The 18,294-nt window shown below is 72.3% G+C and carries 20 protein-coding genes and 1 tRNA gene; 13 read left to right on the top strand and 8 right to left on the bottom strand.

From position 1 onward, the window contains the following. The 3 genes from ACFUO4_RS06095 to ACFUO4_RS06085 all read left to right on the top strand — a co-directional run bounded on the left by ACFUO4_RS06095 (window position 1) and on the right by ACFUO4_RS06085 (window position 1,611). Complete coding sequence (locus tag ACFUO4_RS06095; protein ID WP_079308411.1) at window positions 1–372, top strand: DUF742 domain-containing protein; 372 nt, start codon at window positions 1–3, stop codon at window positions 370–372. Beyond that, a complete protein-coding gene (locus tag ACFUO4_RS06090) occupies window positions 350–949 on the top strand; it encodes an ATP/GTP-binding protein (RefSeq protein ID WP_079308412.1) in 600 nt (199 codons plus the stop codon). The genes ACFUO4_RS06095 and ACFUO4_RS06090 overlap by 23 nt, the downstream gene beginning before the upstream one ends. 83 nt (window positions 950–1,032) lie before the next feature. Continuing rightward, on the top strand, window positions 1,033–1,611 hold the full coding sequence (locus tag ACFUO4_RS06085) for a GAF domain-containing protein (RefSeq protein WP_079308413.1): 579 nt from the start codon (window positions 1,033–1,035) through the stop codon (window positions 1,609–1,611). Between the two features lie 40 nt (window positions 1,612–1,651). Here ACFUO4_RS06085 and ACFUO4_RS06080 read toward each other — a convergent pair whose 3' ends face one another. Beyond that, window positions 1,652–2,260 (bottom strand): GPP34 family phosphoprotein, encoded by a 609-nt coding sequence (locus ACFUO4_RS06080; protein ID WP_383482328.1) that lies wholly within the window; start codon window positions 2,258–2,260, stop codon window positions 1,652–1,654. 232 nt (window positions 2,261–2,492) lie between these two features. On the opposite strand from ACFUO4_RS06080, the gene tdh reads away from it, so the two are divergent. The 8 genes from tdh (at window position 2,493) to ACFUO4_RS06040 (ending at window position 8,817) form a co-directional block, all read left to right on the top strand. After that, window positions 2,493–3,521 (top strand): L-threonine 3-dehydrogenase, encoded by a 1,029-nt coding sequence (tdh, locus tag ACFUO4_RS06075; protein WP_079308414.1) that lies wholly within the window; start codon window positions 2,493–2,495, stop codon window positions 3,519–3,521. 34 nt (window positions 3,522–3,555) lie between these two features. Continuing rightward, entirely contained in the window at window positions 3,556–4,773 is a 1,218-nt protein-coding gene (locus ACFUO4_RS06070) for a glycine C-acetyltransferase (RefSeq protein WP_383480332.1), read from the top strand. A 37-nt stretch (window positions 4,774–4,810) separates the two neighbouring features. After that, window positions 4,811–5,719, top strand: coding sequence for a LysR family transcriptional regulator (locus ACFUO4_RS06065; RefSeq protein WP_383480330.1), 909 nt, complete (start codon window positions 4,811–4,813; stop codon window positions 5,717–5,719). Window positions 5,720–5,754: 35 nt separating this feature from the next. Beyond that, on the top strand, window positions 5,755–6,339 hold the full coding sequence (locus tag ACFUO4_RS06060) for a helix-turn-helix domain-containing protein (protein WP_383480328.1): 585 nt from the start codon (window positions 5,755–5,757) through the stop codon (window positions 6,337–6,339). Then, on the top strand, window positions 6,336–6,869 hold the full coding sequence (locus ACFUO4_RS06055; RefSeq protein WP_383480326.1) for a GNAT family N-acetyltransferase: 534 nt from the start codon (window positions 6,336–6,338) through the stop codon (window positions 6,867–6,869). Before ACFUO4_RS06060 ends, ACFUO4_RS06055 begins: the two co-directional genes overlap by 4 nt. 30 nt (window positions 6,870–6,899) lie before the next feature. Next, complete coding sequence (locus ACFUO4_RS06050; protein ID WP_079308418.1) at window positions 6,900–7,259, top strand: MmcQ/YjbR family DNA-binding protein; 360 nt, start codon at window positions 6,900–6,902, stop codon at window positions 7,257–7,259. A gap of 95 nt (window positions 7,260–7,354) precedes the next feature. Beyond that, window positions 7,355–8,662, top strand: a complete 1,308-nt coding sequence (locus ACFUO4_RS06045) for an MFS transporter (protein ID WP_383480323.1) — start codon at window positions 7,355–7,357, stop codon at window positions 8,660–8,662. Between the two features lie 81 nt (window positions 8,663–8,743). After that, window positions 8,744–8,817, top strand: a tRNA-Pro gene (locus ACFUO4_RS06040). Between the two features lie 54 nt (window positions 8,818–8,871). Here ACFUO4_RS06040 and ACFUO4_RS06035 read toward each other — a convergent pair. Further along, complete coding sequence (locus ACFUO4_RS06035; RefSeq protein ID WP_383480321.1) at window positions 8,872–9,783, bottom strand: TIGR01777 family oxidoreductase; 912 nt, start codon at window positions 9,781–9,783, stop codon at window positions 8,872–8,874. Window positions 9,784–9,869: 86 nt separating this feature from the next. After that, complete coding sequence (locus tag ACFUO4_RS06030; protein WP_383482325.1) at window positions 9,870–11,030, bottom strand: Gfo/Idh/MocA family protein; 1,161 nt, start codon at window positions 11,028–11,030, stop codon at window positions 9,870–9,872. A gap of 129 nt (window positions 11,031–11,159) precedes the next feature. On the opposite strand from ACFUO4_RS06030, the gene ACFUO4_RS06025 reads away from it, so the two are divergent. Next, window positions 11,160–12,158 carry a LacI family DNA-binding transcriptional regulator gene (locus ACFUO4_RS06025; protein ID WP_079308420.1) on the top strand — a complete coding sequence of 333 codons (999 nt, stop codon included), beginning with the start codon at window positions 11,160–11,162 and terminating at the stop codon, window positions 12,156–12,158. Window positions 12,159–12,188: 30 nt separating this feature from the next. Here the strand turns inward: ACFUO4_RS06025 and ACFUO4_RS06020 are convergent, their stop codons facing one another. Continuing rightward, window positions 12,189–13,190 carry a glycoside hydrolase family 43 protein gene (locus tag ACFUO4_RS06020; RefSeq protein ID WP_383482322.1) on the bottom strand — a complete coding sequence of 334 codons (1,002 nt, stop codon included), beginning with the start codon at window positions 13,188–13,190 and terminating at the stop codon, window positions 12,189–12,191. Between the two features lie 56 nt (window positions 13,191–13,246). Further along, on the bottom strand, window positions 13,247–14,143 hold the full coding sequence (locus ACFUO4_RS06015; RefSeq protein WP_383480319.1) for a LysR family transcriptional regulator: 897 nt from the start codon (window positions 14,141–14,143) through the stop codon (window positions 13,247–13,249). Window positions 14,144–14,179: 36 nt separating this feature from the next. Here ACFUO4_RS06015 and ACFUO4_RS06010 point away from each other — a divergent pair, with 36 nt between their 5' ends. Then, entirely contained in the window at window positions 14,180–15,064 is an 885-nt protein-coding gene (locus ACFUO4_RS06010) for a DMT family transporter (protein WP_383480317.1), read from the top strand. Between the two features lie 112 nt (window positions 15,065–15,176). Here ACFUO4_RS06010 and ACFUO4_RS06005 read toward each other — a convergent pair whose 3' ends face one another. From ACFUO4_RS06005 to ACFUO4_RS05995, 3 genes are all read right to left on the bottom strand, one after another. Next, window positions 15,177–16,463, bottom strand: coding sequence for a hypothetical protein (locus ACFUO4_RS06005; protein ID WP_383480315.1), 1,287 nt, complete (start codon window positions 16,461–16,463; stop codon window positions 15,177–15,179). Between the two features lie 172 nt (window positions 16,464–16,635). Continuing rightward, on the bottom strand, window positions 16,636–17,163 hold the full coding sequence (locus ACFUO4_RS06000; RefSeq protein WP_079307412.1) for an NUDIX hydrolase family protein: 528 nt from the start codon (window positions 17,161–17,163) through the stop codon (window positions 16,636–16,638). A gap of 24 nt (window positions 17,164–17,187) precedes the next feature. Further along, entirely contained in the window at window positions 17,188–18,294 is a 1,107-nt protein-coding gene (locus ACFUO4_RS05995) for an amidohydrolase family protein (RefSeq protein WP_383480313.1), read from the bottom strand.

Below are 18,294 nucleotides of genomic sequence, written 5' to 3'. Positions count from 1 at the left end.
GTGGCGGCGGCCGGCGACGGGCCCTGGCTCGACGACGCGGCCGGACGCCTGGTGCGGCCTTTCACGGTCAGCAACGGCCGTACCCGGCCCACCGTCGCGCTCGACCTCCTGTCGCAGGTGATGGTCACCGGCGCCACCCCCCTCGGCTACCTCGGCCCCGAGCACACGCTGGCGCTCGACCTGTGCCGCGCGCCCGTCTCGGTGGCCGAGGTCGCCGCACATCTGAAGCTGCCGGCCGCGGTCACCAAGGTGCTGCTGTCGGACCTCGTCGACTGCGGGGCGCTCACCACCAAACCCCCGGAGTTCCACCACAACCCGACTGACCGGGCTCTTCTGGAGGCAGTGCTCGATGGACTACGACGACAGCTCTGACCCCTTCCCCACCGCACTCAAGATCCTGGTGGCCGGAGGCTTCGGAGTAGGCAAGACGACCTTCGTGGGCGCGGTCAGCGAGATCGCCCCGCTCAGCACGGAGGAACTGCTCACCACGGTCAGCGCCGCGACCGACAACCTCGACGGCATCGAGAACAAGGTCGAGACGACGGTTGCCATGGACTTCGGCCGTATCACCCTCGACCCGGAACATGTGCTGTACCTGTTCGGCACGCCCGGGCAGGAGCGGTTCTGGTTCATGTGGGACGAGCTCTCGGAGGGCGCGCTCGGCGCGGTCATCCTCGCCGACACCCGGCGCCTGGAGGACTGCTTCGCCGCCGTCGACTTCTTCGAGCAGCGCGGCCTCGGATTCATCGTCGCGATCAACGAGTTCGACGGCTCGTACCGCTACGACCCCGAGGAGGTCCGCGCGGCCATCGACCTCGCCCCGGAGATCCCCGTCATCCGCTGCGACGCCCGGATCTCCAGTTCGGGTGTCCAGACCCTGCTGACCCTCGTACGCCACCTCATCGCCCACGCCCCGGCACCCGCGCCGAGCCACGGCGCCCACATGTGATCGCCTGTCCACCTTTCTCCCCCTGCCGCCCACAACTCCACGGAGCCGCATATGACCTTCGCCCACCGCGCCGGAACCCGCCGATGAGCTACGACCCGGTGCGTCCCGCCGGTCGTCTGCTGCTCACCCCCGAGGACAAGGAGGCCCCGGCCCGGGCCCGCCGACTGCACGGGCTGGGTCTGGGAGGGCGCCCGGAGCCCGCGCTCGACGCGTTCGCCGACCGGCTCGCCGAGGTGACCGGGGCGCCGTACGCCATGGTCAACTTCCTCGACGAGTACGGGCAGTTCTTCGCCGGACTGCACGTCCCCGCCGTCCGGCCGGTCCTCGCCGACGCGGACGGGCCCCAGCCGGAGCTCGGCCGCCGGCTGGCGCGCGACCAGGGTTTCTGCCCGCATGTGGTGGTGCGGCGCAAGGCGCTGGTCCTGGAGGACGTCAGCGACTATCCGCGGTTCGCCGGCAATCCCGTCGTCGACGAGTTCGGCATCCGCTCCTATCTGGGCGCACCGCTCGTCGACCGGGGCGGCATGGTCCTCGGCACGGTGTGCGTCGCCGATGTGGAGCCGCGGCCCTGGGGGAAGAGCGGTCTGGACACGATCAAGTCCGCGGCGGCCGAACTCGTCGCGCGCGTGGAGCGGATGGAGGCGGACGGCCTGCCCTTGTGAACGTGTGCTGACTTCGTACGTCCTGACGCCCCGCTGCCCCTCACACCCCGCCCCGCCAGATGTTGTCGAAGGCGGCGCTCTCGATCGCTCGGCGCTGCCGCACCGCCTCCAGCTCCATCACCGCGTCCCCGACGGCCGCCAGCACGGTCGTGACGGTGTCGTCGGTGAAGTCCGCCGGGTCACCGGCCGGTTCGTCCTGGATGCCGGCCGCGGCGGCCAGGGCGGCGAAGACCGGCTCGCCCGAGTCCCGGCGCTCCTCGGCGCGGTGCCGCTCCGGCGAGTCCACCAGCTCGGCGCGTCCGGCCTGCCGGGCGATCCGCAGCCCGCGCGGGCGGGCCGTCAGCCCCTCCTGCTCCAGGGCGGAGCCGTACGCAGAGGAGAGCCCCTCACCTCGACGCCACAGCCAGTCCTCGACCGACTCGTACGGCTCCTGTCGTACGGCGGTGGCGGCGGCCTCCGTCAGCAGGCGGTCGACCGGCGCCGATTGCGCGCCGGGCACGACATGGTCGCCGTCCACCGCGAGGGCGCCCGCCTCCACGAGGTCGAGCAGCTCGGAGGCCGCGAGCGCGAGCGACAGATCGCCCTGTTCCACAGGTCTGTCCTGGCCCGCCTCCAGGGCGACGATCGCGAGATCACGTGCGGTGTTCATCAGCGGCTCCACATCGGTCGCAGGCATCCTCGCCCCTCCCAACGGGCCGGTCGGCGGCGGTGTTCCCCACTCAGGGGTGGCGTGAAGAAGATCTGCGGCGGCGCTTAAGAAAACCTCGATGGACCTGAGGGGGCGTCGTACGGCAGATTGCTACGCGATTCCACCCCTCTTCCCGGCTGCGGGCCTCTTCGGCGTGCCCGCGCGCGGGAACGCACCCTCAGGAGCCGTAGCGGTGAAGGCGCTGGTCAAGGAGAAGGCGGAGCCCGGACTGTGGCTCGCGGACGTCCCCGAACCCGCCGTGGGAGCCGGCGACGTACTGATCAAGGTGCTGCGCACCGGCATCTGCGGTACCGATCTGCACATCCGGTCCTGGGACGGGTGGGCGCAGCAGACGATCCGTACGCCGCTGGTGCTCGGGCACGAGTTCGTCGGCGAGGTCGTCGAGACCGGCCGTGACGTCGTCGACATCGCCGTGGGCGACCGGGTCAGCGGCGAGGGGCACCTGGTCTGCGGCAAGTGCCGCAACTGCCTCGCCGGCCGCCGCCACCTGTGCCGGGCCACGGTCGGGCTCGGCGTCGGACGGGACGGGGCCTTCGCGGAGTACGTCGCCCTGCCCGCCTCGAACGTGTGGGTGCACCGTGTCCCCGTGGACCTCGACGTGGCCGCGATCTTCGACCCGTTCGGCAACGCCGTGCACACCGCGCTGTCCTTCCCGCTGGTCGGCGAGGACGTGCTGATCACCGGTGCCGGGCCGATCGGCCTGATGGCGGCGGCCGTGGCCAAGCACGCCGGGGCCCGCAACGTCGTCATCACCGACGTCAGCGAGGAGCGGCTCGACCTCGCCCGCAAGATCGGCGTCAGCCTCGCCCTGAACGTCGCCGAGTCCTCGATCGCCGACGGCCAGCGCTCCCTCGGGCTCCGCGAGGGCTTCGACATCGGCCTGGAGATGTCCGGCAATCCGACCGCGATGCGCGACATGATCGCCAACATGACGCACGGCGGCCGGATCGCCATGCTCGGCCTGCCCGCGCAGGAGTTCCCGGTCGACTGGGCCCGCGTCGTCACCTCGATGATCACCATCAAGGGCATCTACGGCCGTGAGATGTTCGAGACCTGGTACGCGATGTCCGTCCTCCTGGAGGGCGGCCTCGACCTCGCCCCCGTGATCACCGGCCGCTACGGCTACCGCGACTACGAGGCGGCGTTCGCGGACGCCGCGAGCGGCCGCGGCGGCAAGGTCATCCTCGACTGGACTGCGTAACCCTGGACTGCGTAACCCTTTAGGAGCCACTCCCATGTTCGACTCTGTCCGTGACGATCTCCGCGCCACCCTCGACGAGATCCGCGCCGCCGGTCTGCACAAGCCCGAGCGCGTCATCGGCACCCCGCAGTCCGCGACCGTGAACGTCACCGCGGGCGGCCGTCCCGGTGAGGTCCTCAACTTCTGCGCCAACAACTACCTCGGTCTCGCCGACCACCCCGAGGTCGTCGCCGCCGCCCACGAGGCCCTCGACCGCTGGGGCTACGGCATGGCGTCCGTGCGCTTCATCTGCGGCACGCAGGAGGTGCACAAGGAGCTGGAGGCCCGCCTCTCGGCGTTCCTCGGCCAGGAGGACACGATCCTCTACTCGTCCTGCTTCGACGCCAACGGCGGTGTCTTCGAGACCCTCCTCGGCCCCGAGGACGCGGTCATCTCCGACGCCCTCAACCACGCGTCGATCATCGACGGCATCCGGCTGTCCAAGGCCCGCCGCCTGCGTTATGCCAACCGCGACATGGCCGACCTGGAACGGCAGTTGAAGGACGCCTCCGACGCGCGCCGCCGACTGATCGTTACCGACGGCGTGTTCTCCATGGACGGCTATGTGGCCCCGCTCGCCGAGATCTGCGACCTCGCCGACCGCTACGACGCCATGGTCATGGTCGACGACTCGCACGCCGTCGGCTTCGTCGGCCCCGGCGGCCGCGGCACCCCCGAGCTGCACGGCGTCATGGACCGCGTCGACATCATCACCGGCACCCTCGGCAAGGCGCTCGGCGGCGCGTCCGGCGGCTATGTGGCCGCCCGCGCGGAGATCGTCGCCCTGCTGCGCCAGCGCTCCCGCCCGTACCTGTTCTCCAACACGCTCGCCCCGGTGATCGCCGCCGCCTCCCTCAAGGTCCTCGACCTGCTGGAGTCGGCCGACGACCTGCGGGTCCGGCTGAACGAGAACACGGCCCTGTTCCGCCGCCGGATGACGGAGGAGGGCTTCGAGATCCTCCCCGGCGACCACGCCATCGCCCCCGTGATGATCGGCGACGCGGCCAAGGCCGGCCGCCTCGCGGAGCTGCTCCTGGAGCGCGGCGTGTACGTGATCGGCTTTTCCTACCCGGTGGTGCCGCAGGGCCAGGCCCGTATCCGCGTCCAGCTGTCGGCCGCGCACTCCACCGAGGACGTGAACCGCGCGGTGGACGCCTTCGTCGCGGCGCGGGCCGAGCTGGAAGCGGCGGCCTCCGGGGAGTCGGCGGGCTGAGCCCGAGCACACGGGGGCATTTGAGACAATCGATCCCATGATCGAAGCGCGGCGGCTGCACATCCTCCGGGCGGTGGCCGACCACCGTACGGTGACGGCGGCTGCCGCCGCGCTGTATCTCACGCCCTCGGCGGTGTCCCAGCAGCTCACGGCCCTGGAGCAGGAGACCGGGCACCGCCTGGTCGAACGCGGCGCGAAGGGCGTACGGCTCACCGCGGCCGGCGAGATCCTGCTGAACCACACCAACGCCGTCCTCGCCCAGCTGGAGCGCGCCGAGGCGGAACTGGCCGCGTACGGCTCGGGCGAGGCCGGCACGGTCACCGTCGCCTCCTTCGCGACCGGCATCGCCCTGGTCGTCGCGCCCGCGGTGGCGAGGCTCGCCGTGACCTCCCCGGGCATCCGCATCCGCGTCCAGGACGCCGAGGGCGACGCCAGTCTGCCGATGGTCCTGGACCGGCAGGTCGATGTCGCGGTCGCCGTCGAGTACCGCGGGGCGCCCCCGGCCGACGACCCCCGTCTGACCCACGTCCCTCTGTACGCCGAGCCCTTCGACGCGGTCGTCCCGGTGAGCCACCGGCTGGCGGAGGCGGGCGAGGTGCCGCTGGCGGAACTGGCCAAGGACCCGTGGATCGGCCCCTACCCGGGCAACCCCTGCCATGAGGTCGTGGTCCTGGCCTGCGAGAACGCGGGCTTCCAGCCCAGTCTCGAACACTCCTCGGACGACTTCCGCGCGGTCGTCGCCCTCGCCTCGGCCGGCGCGGGCGTGGCGCTCGTACCGCGCTCGGCGCTGATCGGAATGGACCTGACAGGTGTCGTCGTACGACCGGTCGACGGCATCGCGCCCACCCGGCGGGTGTTCGCGGCGGTACGGCGGGGCGCGGAGGGGCATCCGCTGATCCGGCCGGTGATCGAGGCGCTGGCCGGGGCGGCTGAGAGCGGGACGTAACCTGCCTGTTTCATATGCGGGATATCGTCCCGAATATGAAACAAGCCGAAGCCGGGATCGCCCCGGACCCCGTCGATGTCCGACTGGGCGCGCGTCTCGCCGAACTGCGTGCCGAACGCGGCTGGTCCCTGGGAGAGCTGGCCGACCGGACCGGGGTGAGCAAGTCGACCCTGTCCCGGGCCGAGCGTGCGGAGAGCAGCCCGACCGCCTCCCTGCTGAACCGTCTGTGCGCGGCCTACGGGCGGACCATGTCCCAGCTGCTCAGCGAGGTCGAGACCGAGCCCCCGTTGCTGGTCCGGGCCGCTGAGCAGCCCGTGTGGGAGGACCGGGCCTCCGGTTTCGTACGGCGTTCCGTGTCACCGCCCCACAGCGGGCTGCGCGGCGAACTCGTCGAGGGACGGCTCGCCCCGGGCTCGGACATCGCGTACGACAGGCCGCCCGTGCCCGGCCTCGAACAGCACATCTGGGTCCTGGAAGGCGCTCTGGACATGACCGCGCAGGACGTCGGGCACCGGCTGGGTGCCGGGGACTGTCTGCGGCTGCGGGTGTGGGGGCCGACACGGTTCCGGTGCGCCGGGCCGGAGCCGGTGCGGTACGTGCTGGCGGTGGTGCTGCCGTGATCGTCACCCGGCTCGACGCGGATCAAGTGCAGCTGTATGCCGAGGAGTTGGCCGACCTGATGGCCGACACCGTCGACGGCGGCGCCTCCATCGGCTTCCTCGCGCCCCTCGACCGCGCGGTGGCCGTCGCCTGGTGGAAGGGACGGGCGGCCGCAGCGGCGTCCGGACAACTCGCCGTCTGGATCGCCCGCGCCGGCGACCGGGCGCTCGGCACCGTCAGCCTGGCCTTCCCCGACAAGCCCAACAGCCGGCACCGCGCCGAACTGGTCAAGCTGATGGTGCACCGGGACGCGCGAGGGCGGGGGCTCGGACGCAGGCTCCTGACGACCGCCGAACAGGCCGCCGCCGACGACGGCATCACCCTGCTCCACCTCGACACGGAGACCGACAGCTTGGCGGAGCGCCTGTACACCTCGGCCGGATGGACCAGGGCCGGCGTGATCCCCGACTACGCGGCCGACCCGGCCGGAGTCCTCCGGGGGACGACCCTCTACTACAAGAACCTGGGGACAACCGCTCCCACCAGGTGATTGTCAGTGGCAGCCGCTACGGTGCGTGTCATGCCGGATGCCGAAGACGTACGCCGTATCGCCCTGTCCCTGCCGGACACCACGGAGAAGATCGCCTGGAGCATGCCCACGTTCCGGGTCGCGGGGAAGATGTTCGCCACGCTGCCCGAGGAGGAGACCTCCCTCGCGGTCCGCTGCCCCAAGGAGGAGCGGGACGAACTGGTGCTCGCCGAGCCGGAGAAGTTCTGGATCGCCGATCACGAGGCGCAGTTCGCCTGGGTCCGGGCCCGCCTCGCCGCCCTGGAGGACGAGGACGAACTGCGGGACATCCTGGCCGACTCCTGGCGCCAGGCCGCCCCGCCCCGACTCCTTGACAGCTATCCGGAGTTGGGGCGTCCGGTCGGCGAGTGAAATTCCCCGGGGGCTGTCAGTGCCCCGTGGCATGATCCGAAGGCGTGGCGAGTGGGACACATGCGGGTGCGGGTGGTGCCGGGAGGGGTGTGCGGATGACCGGGGTGTCGTCGAAGGGGGAGGCGTACGGCGCGAGCGCCGACGACGTCGCTCCTGTTCCGGCGTGCGAGGCGGCCGTGCCGGCCGTCTGGTCGCGGGACTTCGCCCTGTTCTTCGTCGCGCGGGCCGTCGCCGCCCTCGGCCACACGATCCTCCCCGTCGCCCTCGCCGCCGGCCTGCTGGAGCACGGCTACGGGGCGGGCGCGGTGGGCCTGGCGATGGCCTCCTCGGCCGCGTCCTTCGCCGGGCTCGTGGTCTTCGGCGGCGTCATCGCCGACCGGTTCGACACCCGCAAGGTGATGATCGGCGCCGACGTGGTGCGGCTGGGCACCCAGACCCTCGCCGCCGCGCTCTTCTTCTCCGGGCATGTGGTGCTGTGGCAGATCTGCGCCATCGGCTTCGTCAACGGCGTGGCGGGCGCCCTGTTCCAGCCCGGCGTCGCCAGCACGGTTCCCCGGCTGGCCGGCGATGTGCAGGGCGCGAACGGCGCGATACGCATCGCGGAGGCCGGCGCCCAGCTCGCCGGCCCCGCCCTCGCCGGACTGCTCGTCGCTTTCGCCTCGGCCGGCGGCGTCTTCGCCGTGGACGCCGCCATGTACGCGGTCAGCGCCCTGTGCCTGCTGGCGCTCAGACTGCCGCCGCGCGCCCCGGACGACGGACCGGCGCCGCGGGCGGCCAGCACCTTCCGGGCCGATCTGGTCACCGGCTGGCGGGAGTTCAGGGCCCGCACCTGGCTGTGGGGAGTGATCGCCATCTGGGGCCTGTACATGATCTCCGTGTCCGGCCCCACCGTCCCGCTGGTCGCCACCGAGGTCGTCCAGGACCACGGCCCGCGCGCCTACGGCCTGGTGAACTCCGCGCTCGGCGCCGGCACCGTCGTGGGGGGACTCCTCGCCCTGCGGCTGCGCCCGCACCGGATGCTGCGCGCCGGATCGATCGCCCTGGTCGGCTTCGGGGCCTTCCCGGCGGCCGTCGGCGCGGGCCTCGGCGTGCCCGCCATGATGGCCGGAGCCGCCGTCGCCGGGACGGGCATGGCGTTCTGGAGCGTGATGTGGTCGACCAGCATCCAGACCCAGGTCCCGCCCGACGCCCTCAACCGCATCCACGCCTACGACGTCGCCGGCTCCCTCGCCCTGATGCCGGTCGGCCAGGCACTCGCGGGCCCGTCCGCCGCGGCCCTCGGTGCCGACCACGTGCTGCTCGTCGCCGGGGTGATGAGCCTCGTCGTCTGCGGTGCCCTGCTCTCGGTGCCGGCGATACGCGACCTGGTGCGCGCCGACGCCGTGGCTTCGCCTTCCCGATAAACGGGTGCGCGACCACCGACCCGAGTGCGGTATTGTTTCACTGCACGTTCGGCCGGGGGAAACCCCAGGTCAGACGGACACCGGGACGTGGCGCAGCTTGGTAGCGCACTTGACTGGGGGTCAAGGGGTCGCAGGTTCAAATCCTGTCGTCCCGACGGTGTGAGAGGGCCTTCACAGGCGACAGTCTGTGAAGGCCCTTCTTCGTGCCGTCAGTTTGCCCGCAGCACGGACCCCAGTGCCTCGTCGACCGTGGGGTGGGCGAAGTCGAATCCGGCCTTGAGCAGGGCCGACGGCACGGCACGGCAACTGCACGTGATGCCCGTCGCGAACTCCCCGAGCGCCGCCCGGAGCGCGAACGCGGGCACGGCGGCGAGCGTCGGCCGGTGCAGCGCCCGGCCCAGCGCCTCGGTGACGGCACGGTTCGTCACCGGTTCGGGGGCCGTGAAGTTGACCGGCCCCGAGAGCTCGTCGGCGGCGATCGCGAACCGCAGCGCCGCGATGTGATCGGTGAGCGAGATGAACGGCCAGTACTGCTCGCCCGAGCCCAGCCGGCCTCCCAGACCGAAGCGGAACAGCGGCAGCAGCCTGCCGAAGGCGCCGCCCCGCGCCGAGACCACGAGGCCGGTGCGCGGATGCACGACCCGGACGCCGGCCTCCCGGGCCGGTTCGGCGGCGGCCTCCCAGGCGGCGCACACGTCCGCCAGGAAGTCGTCCCCCGCGGGCGCGCTCTCCTCGATGACCAGCTCACCGGTGTCGCCGTAGTAGCCGGTCGCGGACGCGGAGACCAGCACGCGCGGAGGAGTGGCCGCCTCGGCGCAGGCCCGTGCGATCGTGTCCGTCCCGGCGGTCCGGCTCCGGCGGATCTCCGCCTTGTACGCGGCGCTCCACCGCTTGTCCCCGATCCCGGCACCGGCCAGGTGCACGACCGCGTCGACCCCGTCCAGCGCGCCGGGCCGGACCGTCCCGGCGGCCGGGTCCCACCACGCCGACTCGCTGCCGTCACCGGTGGCGGGCGCCGTCCCGTCGCGGACGAGGCGGACCACCTGGTGGCCGTCGGAGAGGAGCGAGGTGGTGAGGGCGGATCCGATGAGGCCGGTGGAACCGGTGACCGCGACGCGCATGGCGTTCTCCCAGGCAGGTGTTTCAAATTTGAAACCAACCTACTCCGGTGGCTGCGCCCGAACCCACGGAGAGCCTGTGACATCACTCATGCCGTGCCGAGGTCCACCCACGTCCGCCGCTGCGCGGACCGCGTCATCGCGTCCAGTGCCGTCGCGCTCGCCACCGCGTCCTCGAGTGTCGCGCCGTACGGGGTCCCTTCGGCGATCGACCGGAGGAACCCGTACGCCTCGATCACCTTCAGGTCGTCGTAGCCCATGGTGTTGGCGGAGCCCGGCTGGAAGGCGCCGAACTCGCCCGCGCCCGGGCCGACGTAGACCGTGCTGACGGGCTGGTCCTGGTAGGCCGTGCCCCGGCTGACGCCGAGCTCGCCCATGCGGCGGTAGTCCCAGAAGACCGCGCCGGTGGTGCCGTGGATCTCGAAGCCGTAGTTGTTCTGTTCGCCGACCGAGACCCGGCAGGCCTCCAGGACGCCTCGGGCGCCGGAGGCGAAGCGGAGGAGGCAGTTGACGTAGTCGTCGTTCTCGACCGGGCCCAGCTCGCCGCCCGTCGCGCGGGTGTGGCCCGCGGTGGCGCCGGTGGGGCGGGCCCGCTCGGGGACGAAGACCGCGGTGTCGGCGGTGAGCGACTCGATGTCGCCGAGGAGATGGCGGGCGAGGTCCACGCCGTGCGACGCGAGGTCGCCCAGCACTCCGCTGCCGCCGCGCTCCAGCTCGTACCGCCAGGTCAGGGCGCCCTCGGGATGGGCGGCGTAGTCACTGAAGAGGCGGACGCGAATGTGCGTGACGGTGCCGATCTCGCCGGCGGCGATCAGCTCCCGGGCGGCCTGGACGGCGGGCGCGTTGCGGTAGTTGAAGCCGACCGTGCCCTGGACGCCGGCCTTGGCGACCGCGTCGGCCACCGCGCCGGCGTCCTGGGCGGTCAGGCCGACCGGCTTCTCGATCCAGATGTGCTTGCCCGCCTCGGCCATCGCGACGCCGATCTCGCGGTGCAGGAAGTTCGGGGCGGTGATGCTCACGGCCCGTACCCGCGGATCCGCGGCCACCTCGCGCCAGTGGCGGGTCGCGGACGCGAAGCTGTACTGCTGCGCGGCCTGCTCGGCGCGGCCGGGCACCTCGTCGGCGACCGTCACGAGCTCCGGCCGCAGCGGCAACTGCGGGAAATGGTGCGGCAGCCGGGCGTAGGCCTGGGTGTGCACCCGCCCCATCCAGCCGAAACCCACCACGGCGATGCCGAGCCTGTCCACGATGACCGCCCTTCCTCGTACCTGCCCCGGAGTTTTGGACCGTTCCAAAGCCTCCGCCGCTCACGATGGAGCCGTGCGACCGGGGGTGTCAAGGGATTGCGAGGCGAACGGACGGTATGGAACGGTCCATGCATGAGGACCCCGACCATCCGTGACGTCGCCGAGCGCGCCGGCGTGTCCAAGTCGCTGGTCTCGCTGGTGCTGCGCGGCTCCGAGGGCGTACGTCCCGAGAAGCGCGCGGCCGTCCTCGCCGCCGTCGAGGAACTCGGCTACCGGCCCAACGCCGCCGCCCGCAGCCTCAGCGAGCGCCGCACCCGCACGGTCGGCGTGCTCCTGAACGACCTGCGCAACCCCTGGTTCGTGGAACTCCTCGACGCGCTCAACTCCCGGCTCTACGACAGCGGACTGCACACCCTGCTCGCCGACGGGCACCTCAACCGCCGGCTCGGCGAGGACCTCACCCGCACCTTCACCGAGCTGCGGGTCGACGGTCTGATCGCGGTCGGCACGCTCCAGGACCCCGAGGCACTGCGCACCGCCGCCGGGCAGATCCCCACCGTCGTCGCGGGCGCCCGTGAACCGGAGCTGCCCGGGGTGGACGTCGTCGCCAACGACGACGAACAGGGCGCCCGGCTCGCCACCGAGCACCTCATCGGGCTCGGTCACCGGCACATCGCGCACATCGCCGCGCAGGGTGCCGTGGGCGAGCTGCGGCGCCGGAGCTTCGAGGCGGTGATGCGGGAGCACGGGCTGGCCGGCACGGCGGTCACGGAACAGGGGGACCTGACCGAGGAGGGCGGCTACCGGGCCACCGTACGACTCCTCAACCGCCCGCAGCGGCCCACCGCGATCTTCGCCGTCAACGACATGACCGGCGTCGGCGCGTTGTCGGCGGCGGAGGAGAGCGGGCTCCAGGTGCCACGGGACCTGTCCGTCGTCGGCTACGACAACACCTATCTCTCCCGCCTGCGCCATCTGTGGCTGACCACCGTGGACAACGCCGGCCACGACGTGGGCCGGCGCGCGGCCCAGCGGCTGCTCGACCGGATCGAGGACCCGGACCGGCCGCGCGAGGTCGAACTCGCCACGCCCGTCCTGGAGGTGCGCGGCACCACGGCACCGCCCCGCTAGCCGGCGCGCTCGTGCCCTCACCGCAGACGGTCAGCCGCCGCCGTCGAGGTCGGTGCACTGGCGGACCACCCGCAGCTCATGGCCGTCGAGCTCCATTTCGTACAGCTTCCCCCGGGCGTTCTCGAACGGCCGGTGCAGGATCATCATCAGCCGGCCCTCGAAGGTGCGGAACAGCATGCCGTGCCCGCTGTCCTCACGCACCAGCGGCCGCCGCTGGAGCCATGGGCCCCGCAGGTCGCCGGACTCGGAGACGGCGTACGTCTGGACGTAGCCGCCGCTGATGTTGCCGTCCGGGCCGACGGTGTTCTTCTCGTAGGTCGACCACAGCATGAGCAGCGAGCCGTCCGGGGTGGGGTACAGCTGGGGGCCGTCGGTGATGTACGGGGGGAGCTGTCCCGGGAGGCCGGCGGGGATCTGCTCGCCGAGCCAGGGGGCGTCGGACGCCTTGAAGAGAAACACCGGCTCGCCGATGGTCTCCGTCAGGTCCGGGGCCAGCCGGATCGCCTCCATGGTGCCGTCGACCGTCTGCAGCCATTCGTGCGCGTAGACCATCCAGGGCTGCCCGTCCCGGTCCACGTGGAGCGTTCCGTCGAGGGTCATCAAGTGCGGGGGAGGGGTCGGGCGTTCGAGGTCGACGGCGGTGAACGGACCCAGCAGGGAGTCGGACACGGCGGTGATGGTGCCGCGCAGGTGGTTCCGCAGCTGGAACGGGGTGCCCCACTGGTTGGGCGGCGGCACGGGGAGGGGGTGGTTCTCATCGTGGAGGGTGGTGAACAGGTAGTACCTGCCTGCCCACTTGTGCACCTCGGGCGCCCAACCGCCGTCCTTCGCCCAGAGGTTCTCCTGGTCGGCGGCGAGGAAGACCGGCACGGGAGGGGTCCAGTCGCGCAGGTCGTGGCTGCGGTAGACCATCGTGCCGGTGCCCTCGACGCCGGACACGGACGGGTCGTTGGAGGTGTAGAGGTGGTAGGTGAGGGTCTCTTCGTCGGCGACGACGAACGGATCGTGCAGCGGCATGCCGGGCAGCCGCATCAGTGAGGTGTCGACCACGCGCCGAACAATACGGCGACGTGCTGCGACGGCCGGGATCAGGGCCTCGGTCCGGCCAGGACCTCGTGGGCGAGGGTGATCAGGTCGGGCAGGGCCGGGTGTCCCGCGCCCTCGCGCCAGGCGAGGACGACGGGGACGGGCGGCGCGTCCGTGAGCGGGCGATAGACCAGGGAAGGATGGGCGTGGTTGCCGGGAGTGGCCGTCGTGGAGACACCGACGGCCCGGCCCGCCGCGATGGCCATGAGCCACTCGTCGGTGTTGCTCACCTCGATGGTCGCGGACGGGCGGGCCGTCGGCGGCCACAGGTCCATCGTCGTCGTACCGGACACGACGTTGACGGCGATCGGACGGTCCACCAGATCGGAAAGGGTGACCCGGGGGAGGCCCGTCAGGGGGCTGTCCGACGGGAGGACGACCACCCGCTCCTCCCAGGTCAGCAGCTCGGTGCGGAGCCCCGGCGCGGTGACGGCCCCACGCAGCAGGGCCGCGTCGACCTTGCCCTGGGTGAGGCCCGCCGTACGGTCGTCGACGCGGAGCAGTTCGAGACGGGTGCCGGGGTGGATCTCGTCCCAGCGGCGCAGCAGCGCGACGGTGTGGTCGCCGAGCGCCGCCCAGGGATGGCCGAGGCGCAGCGGCCAGCTCCGCAGCCCGCCCGGGTCCAGGGCGGTGTCCACGGCGGACAGCGCGGCGGCGGCCTTGTCCCGGAAGACACGGCCCTGCGTGGTCAGCTCCAGATGATGGGTCGAGCGGTCGACGAGGCGGGCGCCCAGATGGTCCTCGAGCCGGCGCAGCGTCCGCGACAGCGCGGGCTGGCTCACATGGAGGCGGGCGGCGGCACGGGTGATGTTGCCTTCCTCGGCGATGACGAGGAAGGCCCGCAGGTGCCGCAGTTCCACGGTCTTGCTTCCAGAGCATAACCGCAGGGAAATCGGCATTTCACGCGGAGCCGCCGGCTGCCTAGCGTGAACGCCATGACCACCACGGTGACCAGCTCACGCCCTCTCGTACGGCATCCCGCGGGGCGCGGCAGCCTCGTCGGCGTCGGCCTCGTGCTGGCGGGTTCGGTGTCGGTGCAGTTCGGATCGGCCTGTGCCGCCCTGCTGTTCCCGCGCGCCGGGGCGCTCGGCACGGTGGGCCTGCGGATCGCCTTCGCCGCGGTGCTGCTCCTGACCGTCACCCGGCCCCGGCTGCGCGGCCACTCGCGCACCGACTGGGCGGTGGTCACCGGCTTCGGCCTGGCCCTCGGCGGCATGAACCTCCTGTTCTACCAGTCCATCGCCCGCATCCCGCTGGGCGCGGCCGTCACCCTGGAGGTCCTCGGCCCGCTCCTGCTGTCGGTGCTGGTCTCGCGGCGCGCGGCGAGCTTCCTCTGGGCAGGCCTCGCCCTCGCCGGGGTGTGTCTGCTGAGCGGCGGCGACTTCGGGAGCCTCGACGTGGGCGGAGCGGCGTTCGCGCTGGGTGCCGGGGCGATGTGGGCGGCGTACATCCTGCTCAACGCCCGTGCGGGCGCCCGCTTTCCGCGTCTGGACGGTCTCGCGATCGCGATGGGCGTCGCCGCGCTCGTGAGCCTGCCGCTGGGCATCGGGGCGTCGGGGACGGCCCTGCTGGAGCCGGGCGTGCTCGGGCTGGGCCTCGCCATCGCGGTGCTCAGCTCCGGGGTGCCGTACACCCTCGAACTGCTCGCCCTGCGCCGGCTGTCCGCGGCGACGTTCGCGGTCCTGATGAGCCTGGCGCCCGCGCTTGCGGCGACGGCGGGTTGGCTGGTGCTGGGGCAGGGGTTGTCGCTGCTGCAGTGCGGGGCGATCGGGTTGGTGGTGGGGGCGAGTGCGGGGGCGGTGCGGGCGGGGCGGGGGTGAGAGGGAGCCTTTGCGTCAGGGCTCCCTCTCGACGACGGGAGCCCTTGAGTCCCGGCTCCCTCGCGACGACCGGGACCTCTGTGCCAAGGCTCCCTCTCGACGGCTGCGAGGGCTACTGCTGGGTCGCCCTGCGGCGTCGTACGACCAGCACCGTGCCCGCGCCCACGGCGACCGCCGCAGCGGCCGCGCCCGCGAGGGGCAGCGTCGCGCCGGAACCGGTGCTGGCCAGGTCGCCGTCGGCGGTCGTCGTGGACCCGGAGGTGCCGGACGTCGAGGAGCCGCCGGACGTGGTCGAGCCGCCGGAGCCGGAGCCGCCGGAGGTGGCGCTCCCGGAGCCACCGCCCGTGGACGACGAGCCGCCGTCGGTGCCGGCCGACCCGCCGCCGTTGCCGGACGAGCCGCCCGTGACCTCGAGCGGGATGGTGAGGCTGTCGTTCTCCGGGTTCTTGTCGTACGGCCGGGCCTGCCCCGTCAGCTTCGCCGAGGCCTTCGCTCCGGTCACGGCCTTGTCGATGCGCAGCTTGAAGGTGCGCTTCTCGACGGCGTTCTCCTTGAGCCAGCGCTGGGCGGTGCCGCACTCGTAGACCCCGGCGCCGACCTTGGTGCAGGGCGCGGTCTTGGTGACGGTGGTGCCCGCCGGGACGGTGACGCGGATCTTCGTCACGGAGTTGTCCAGCTCGCCGAGGACCCAGCCGGGACCGGCGTTGGTGAGCTTCACCTCCAGCGACACCGTGTCGCCGACCTTGCCGCTCAGTTTGCCGGCGGTCAGCTGGAGGTCGGCGGTGTTCGCCGCGTTCACCGAGATGCTGGCGTCGTCCCAGCCCTCGTGCTCGCCGCTGCCGGGCTCGGCCGGAGTCGCGTCGGGCTTCTCGACGAGCTTCACGGCGGGGCCGGTGCCGGGCACCGGCCGGCCGGTCTCGTCGCCGGGGAGCGAGCCGTCGACGTCCACCACGACGCGGAGTTCGTCGTGCAGCGCGTAGTCGAGGACGTTGAGCGTCAGCGCTTTCTCGGGGGCGTAGACGACGCCCGGTTCCACGGTCTGGTCGAACTCGCAGATGGCGTAGGACTTCTCGGGCAGCTCGTCGTAGGAACCGACGTCGTAGCGGATGCAGTTGGAGGGCAGTTCGGTGTGGCTCAGGCCGCGGGTGACCGAGTACTGGAGGTAGACCTTGTCGAGCGCCTCGGTGCCGGTGTTGGTGAAGGAGACCGGGGTGACGTCGTAGGTGCCGCCCGGCTTCAGGCCGTCGACCCTCGGCGCCATCTCGCCCAGCACCAGGTGGGGCGTGGGGGCGGGGTCGGCGGCGACGGCGGGCGCGGCGCCGAGCGCCGTCAGCACGAGGGCGCCGACTGCGCCGGTGGCCTGTCGGAGCGTACGGATGCCGGGTGCGGCGTGACGCATGGAGGGTCCTTCGCGGCAGTGGGGGGTGGTGACGGGTGGGTGAACCTCGGGGAACGCGTTCCCGAAGATCAGACGTCCCTCGGCGCCGAACGGTTGTACGCCGGGCCTGCCCCGCCTTCCCCTCCCGTTGACCCGCCGGCGCCTCCCGGGGACGAACCGGCCCCGCCGAAGGTCAGATCACGCATCCCACATGCGCCAGCGCCTGCTTCAGCAGTACCCCGTGGCCGCCCGGCATCTCGCTCTGCACCGCCTCCGACAGTGCTTCCTGGGGGCTGAACCAGACCAGGTCGAGGGCGTCCTGCCGGGGGCGGCAGTCGCCGGTGACCGGGACGACGTAGGCCAGCGACACCGCGTGCTGACGGGGGTCGTGGTACGGCGTGATGCCCTGAGTCGGGAAGTACTCGGCGACCGTGAAGGGCTGCGGGGCGGTGGGGATGCGGGGCAGCGCCACCGGGCCGAGGTCCTTCTCCAGGTTGCGCATGAGGGCGTCGCGGACGCGCTCGTGGTGCAGCACGCGTCCGGAGACCAGCGTCCGGCTGACCGTTCCGTCGGGGCCGATGCGCAGCAGCAGGCCGACGCTGGTGACTTCGCCGCTGTCGTCGACGCGCACGGGCACCGCCTCGACGTACAGGATCGGCATCCGGGCGCGCGCCTGCTCGAGGTCGTCGGTCGTGAGCCAGCCGGGCGTGGTTTCGGTCATGTCAGACATTGCTTGATCATACTTTCAGGAGGGGCCGGAAAGGCGGTAGACCCGACGCGCATTGTGTGCTCCCGCCCACTCCGCGAGCCGCAGCGCGTCGGGCCGGCCCAGCTCGTCGGCGTCCACCCGGTCCTGGAGCAGCTCGCCCAGTCCCCGGCGGAACGCCAGCGCGCCGAGCCGGTAGAACTCGGCCAGACCGTAGGCGTCGGAGCTGTACAGCAGTTTGCGGAACGGTGTGATCTCCAGTGCCTCCTCCAGCACGGCCCGGGCCCGCGCCGGGCCCACGTGGTGCAGGGTGAGGCCGACGTCCAGGTACACCTGCTCGAAGACGGCGGCCAGATAGCCGGCCTGCCGCTGGTACGGCCAGCAGTGCAGGAGCAGGACCGGGATCGTGCCGGCGGTCAGGTGCAGCCAGTCCGTGAGGTGGGTCGGGTCGACCCGGTGCAGGCGGATGTCGTTGTCGCCGAAGCCCGTGTGGAGCTGGAGGGGCAGGCCCAGGTCGACGGCGGTCCACAGCAGATGCCGTACCAGGACCGGGTCCGTCAGCCGCCCGCCCGCCGCAAGCCGCTCCCGGGCCGCCCGCTCCACCTCCGCGGCCGACGGACGGGCCGGGTCCAGGTCGAACCCCGTGCGGTAGGCCGCCACCGACTTCACCGCCACCACCCGCGGGCGGCGGACGGCCTCGAGCGCGGCCGTGCGGAAGGCGTCGGCGTAGTCGTCGGGCTCGACGCCCTTCGCCACCAGCGCTTCCTCCACGCTCTCCAGTCGTACGACCTCGTGCACGGCGTCCGCGGCCAGCTCGGCCGGGCCGAAGCCGGTGTCCAGGAAGTAGGTGCCGGTGCCCGCCGCGGCCAGGAAGCGCCGGTTCACCTCCGTCGCGCCCAGTTCCGCCCGGCGCGTCAGGTACTCCTCCGGCGGGGCGTGCCGGTCCAGGTCCAGCAGCGGGGCGCAGTGGCGGCGGACCGAGACGCCGACCGGGGTGTCGAAGGGTGAGATGCCGCTGCCCGGCCAGCGGCCGCCCTCGGTGAGGAGGGCCTCGTAGCCGTCCCGGTCGAGGTCCTCGGTGACCACGCCGTGGCAGTGGTGGTCGATCAGGCTCAGTCGCGCGAGCGCTTCGTGGACCGTCGTCAT

Source organism: Streptomyces sp. NPDC057280, from assembly GCF_042668605.1.
Classification (GTDB): domain Bacteria; phylum Actinomycetota; class Actinomycetes; order Streptomycetales; family Streptomycetaceae; genus Streptomyces.
Note: the sequence above shows the minus strand (reverse complement) of the source record. Positions and strands in the feature narration are given on the sequence as shown.

Excerpts from the sequence above, each read along its gene's own strand:
- ACFUO4_RS06090 (WP_079308412.1), top strand. The coding sequence starts at position 350 with ATGGACTACGACGACAGCTCTGACCCCTTCCCCACCGCACTCAAGATC.
- ACFUO4_RS06085 (WP_079308413.1), top strand. The coding sequence starts at position 1,033 with ATGAGCTACGACCCGGTGCGTCCCGCCGGTCGTCTGCTGCTCACCCCC.
- ACFUO4_RS06080 (WP_383482328.1), bottom strand. The coding sequence starts at position 2,260 with ATGAACACCGCACGTGATCTCGCGATCGTCGCCCTGGAGGCGGGCCAG.
- ACFUO4_RS06070 (WP_383480332.1), top strand. The coding sequence starts at position 3,556 with ATGTTCGACTCTGTCCGTGACGATCTCCGCGCCACCCTCGACGAGATC.
- ACFUO4_RS06065 (WP_383480330.1), top strand. The coding sequence starts at position 4,811 with ATGATCGAAGCGCGGCGGCTGCACATCCTCCGGGCGGTGGCCGACCAC.
- ACFUO4_RS06060 (WP_383480328.1), top strand. The coding sequence starts at position 5,755 with ATGAAACAAGCCGAAGCCGGGATCGCCCCGGACCCCGTCGATGTCCGA.
- ACFUO4_RS06050 (WP_079308418.1), top strand. The coding sequence starts at position 6,900 with ATGCCGGATGCCGAAGACGTACGCCGTATCGCCCTGTCCCTGCCGGAC.
- ACFUO4_RS06045 (WP_383480323.1), top strand. The coding sequence starts at position 7,355 with ATGACCGGGGTGTCGTCGAAGGGGGAGGCGTACGGCGCGAGCGCCGAC.
- ACFUO4_RS06035 (WP_383480321.1), bottom strand. The coding sequence starts at position 9,783 with ATGCGCGTCGCGGTCACCGGTTCCACCGGCCTCATCGGATCCGCCCTC.
- ACFUO4_RS06025 (WP_079308420.1), top strand. The coding sequence starts at position 11,160 with ATGAGGACCCCGACCATCCGTGACGTCGCCGAGCGCGCCGGCGTGTCC.
- ACFUO4_RS06020 (WP_383482322.1), bottom strand. The coding sequence starts at position 13,190 with ATGCGGCTGCCCGGCATGCCGCTGCACGATCCGTTCGTCGTCGCCGAC.
- ACFUO4_RS06015 (WP_383480319.1), bottom strand. The coding sequence starts at position 14,143 with ATGCCGATTTCCCTGCGGTTATGCTCTGGAAGCAAGACCGTGGAACTG.
- ACFUO4_RS06010 (WP_383480317.1), top strand. The coding sequence starts at position 14,180 with ATGACCACCACGGTGACCAGCTCACGCCCTCTCGTACGGCATCCCGCG.
- ACFUO4_RS06005 (WP_383480315.1), bottom strand. The coding sequence starts at position 16,463 with ATGCGTCACGCCGCACCCGGCATCCGTACGCTCCGACAGGCCACCGGC.
- ACFUO4_RS06000 (WP_079307412.1), bottom strand. The coding sequence starts at position 17,163 with ATGACCGAAACCACGCCCGGCTGGCTCACGACCGACGACCTCGAGCAG.
- ACFUO4_RS05995 (WP_383480313.1), bottom strand. The coding sequence starts at position 18,294 with ATGACGACGGTCCACGAAGCGCTCGCGCGACTGAGCCTGATCGACCAC.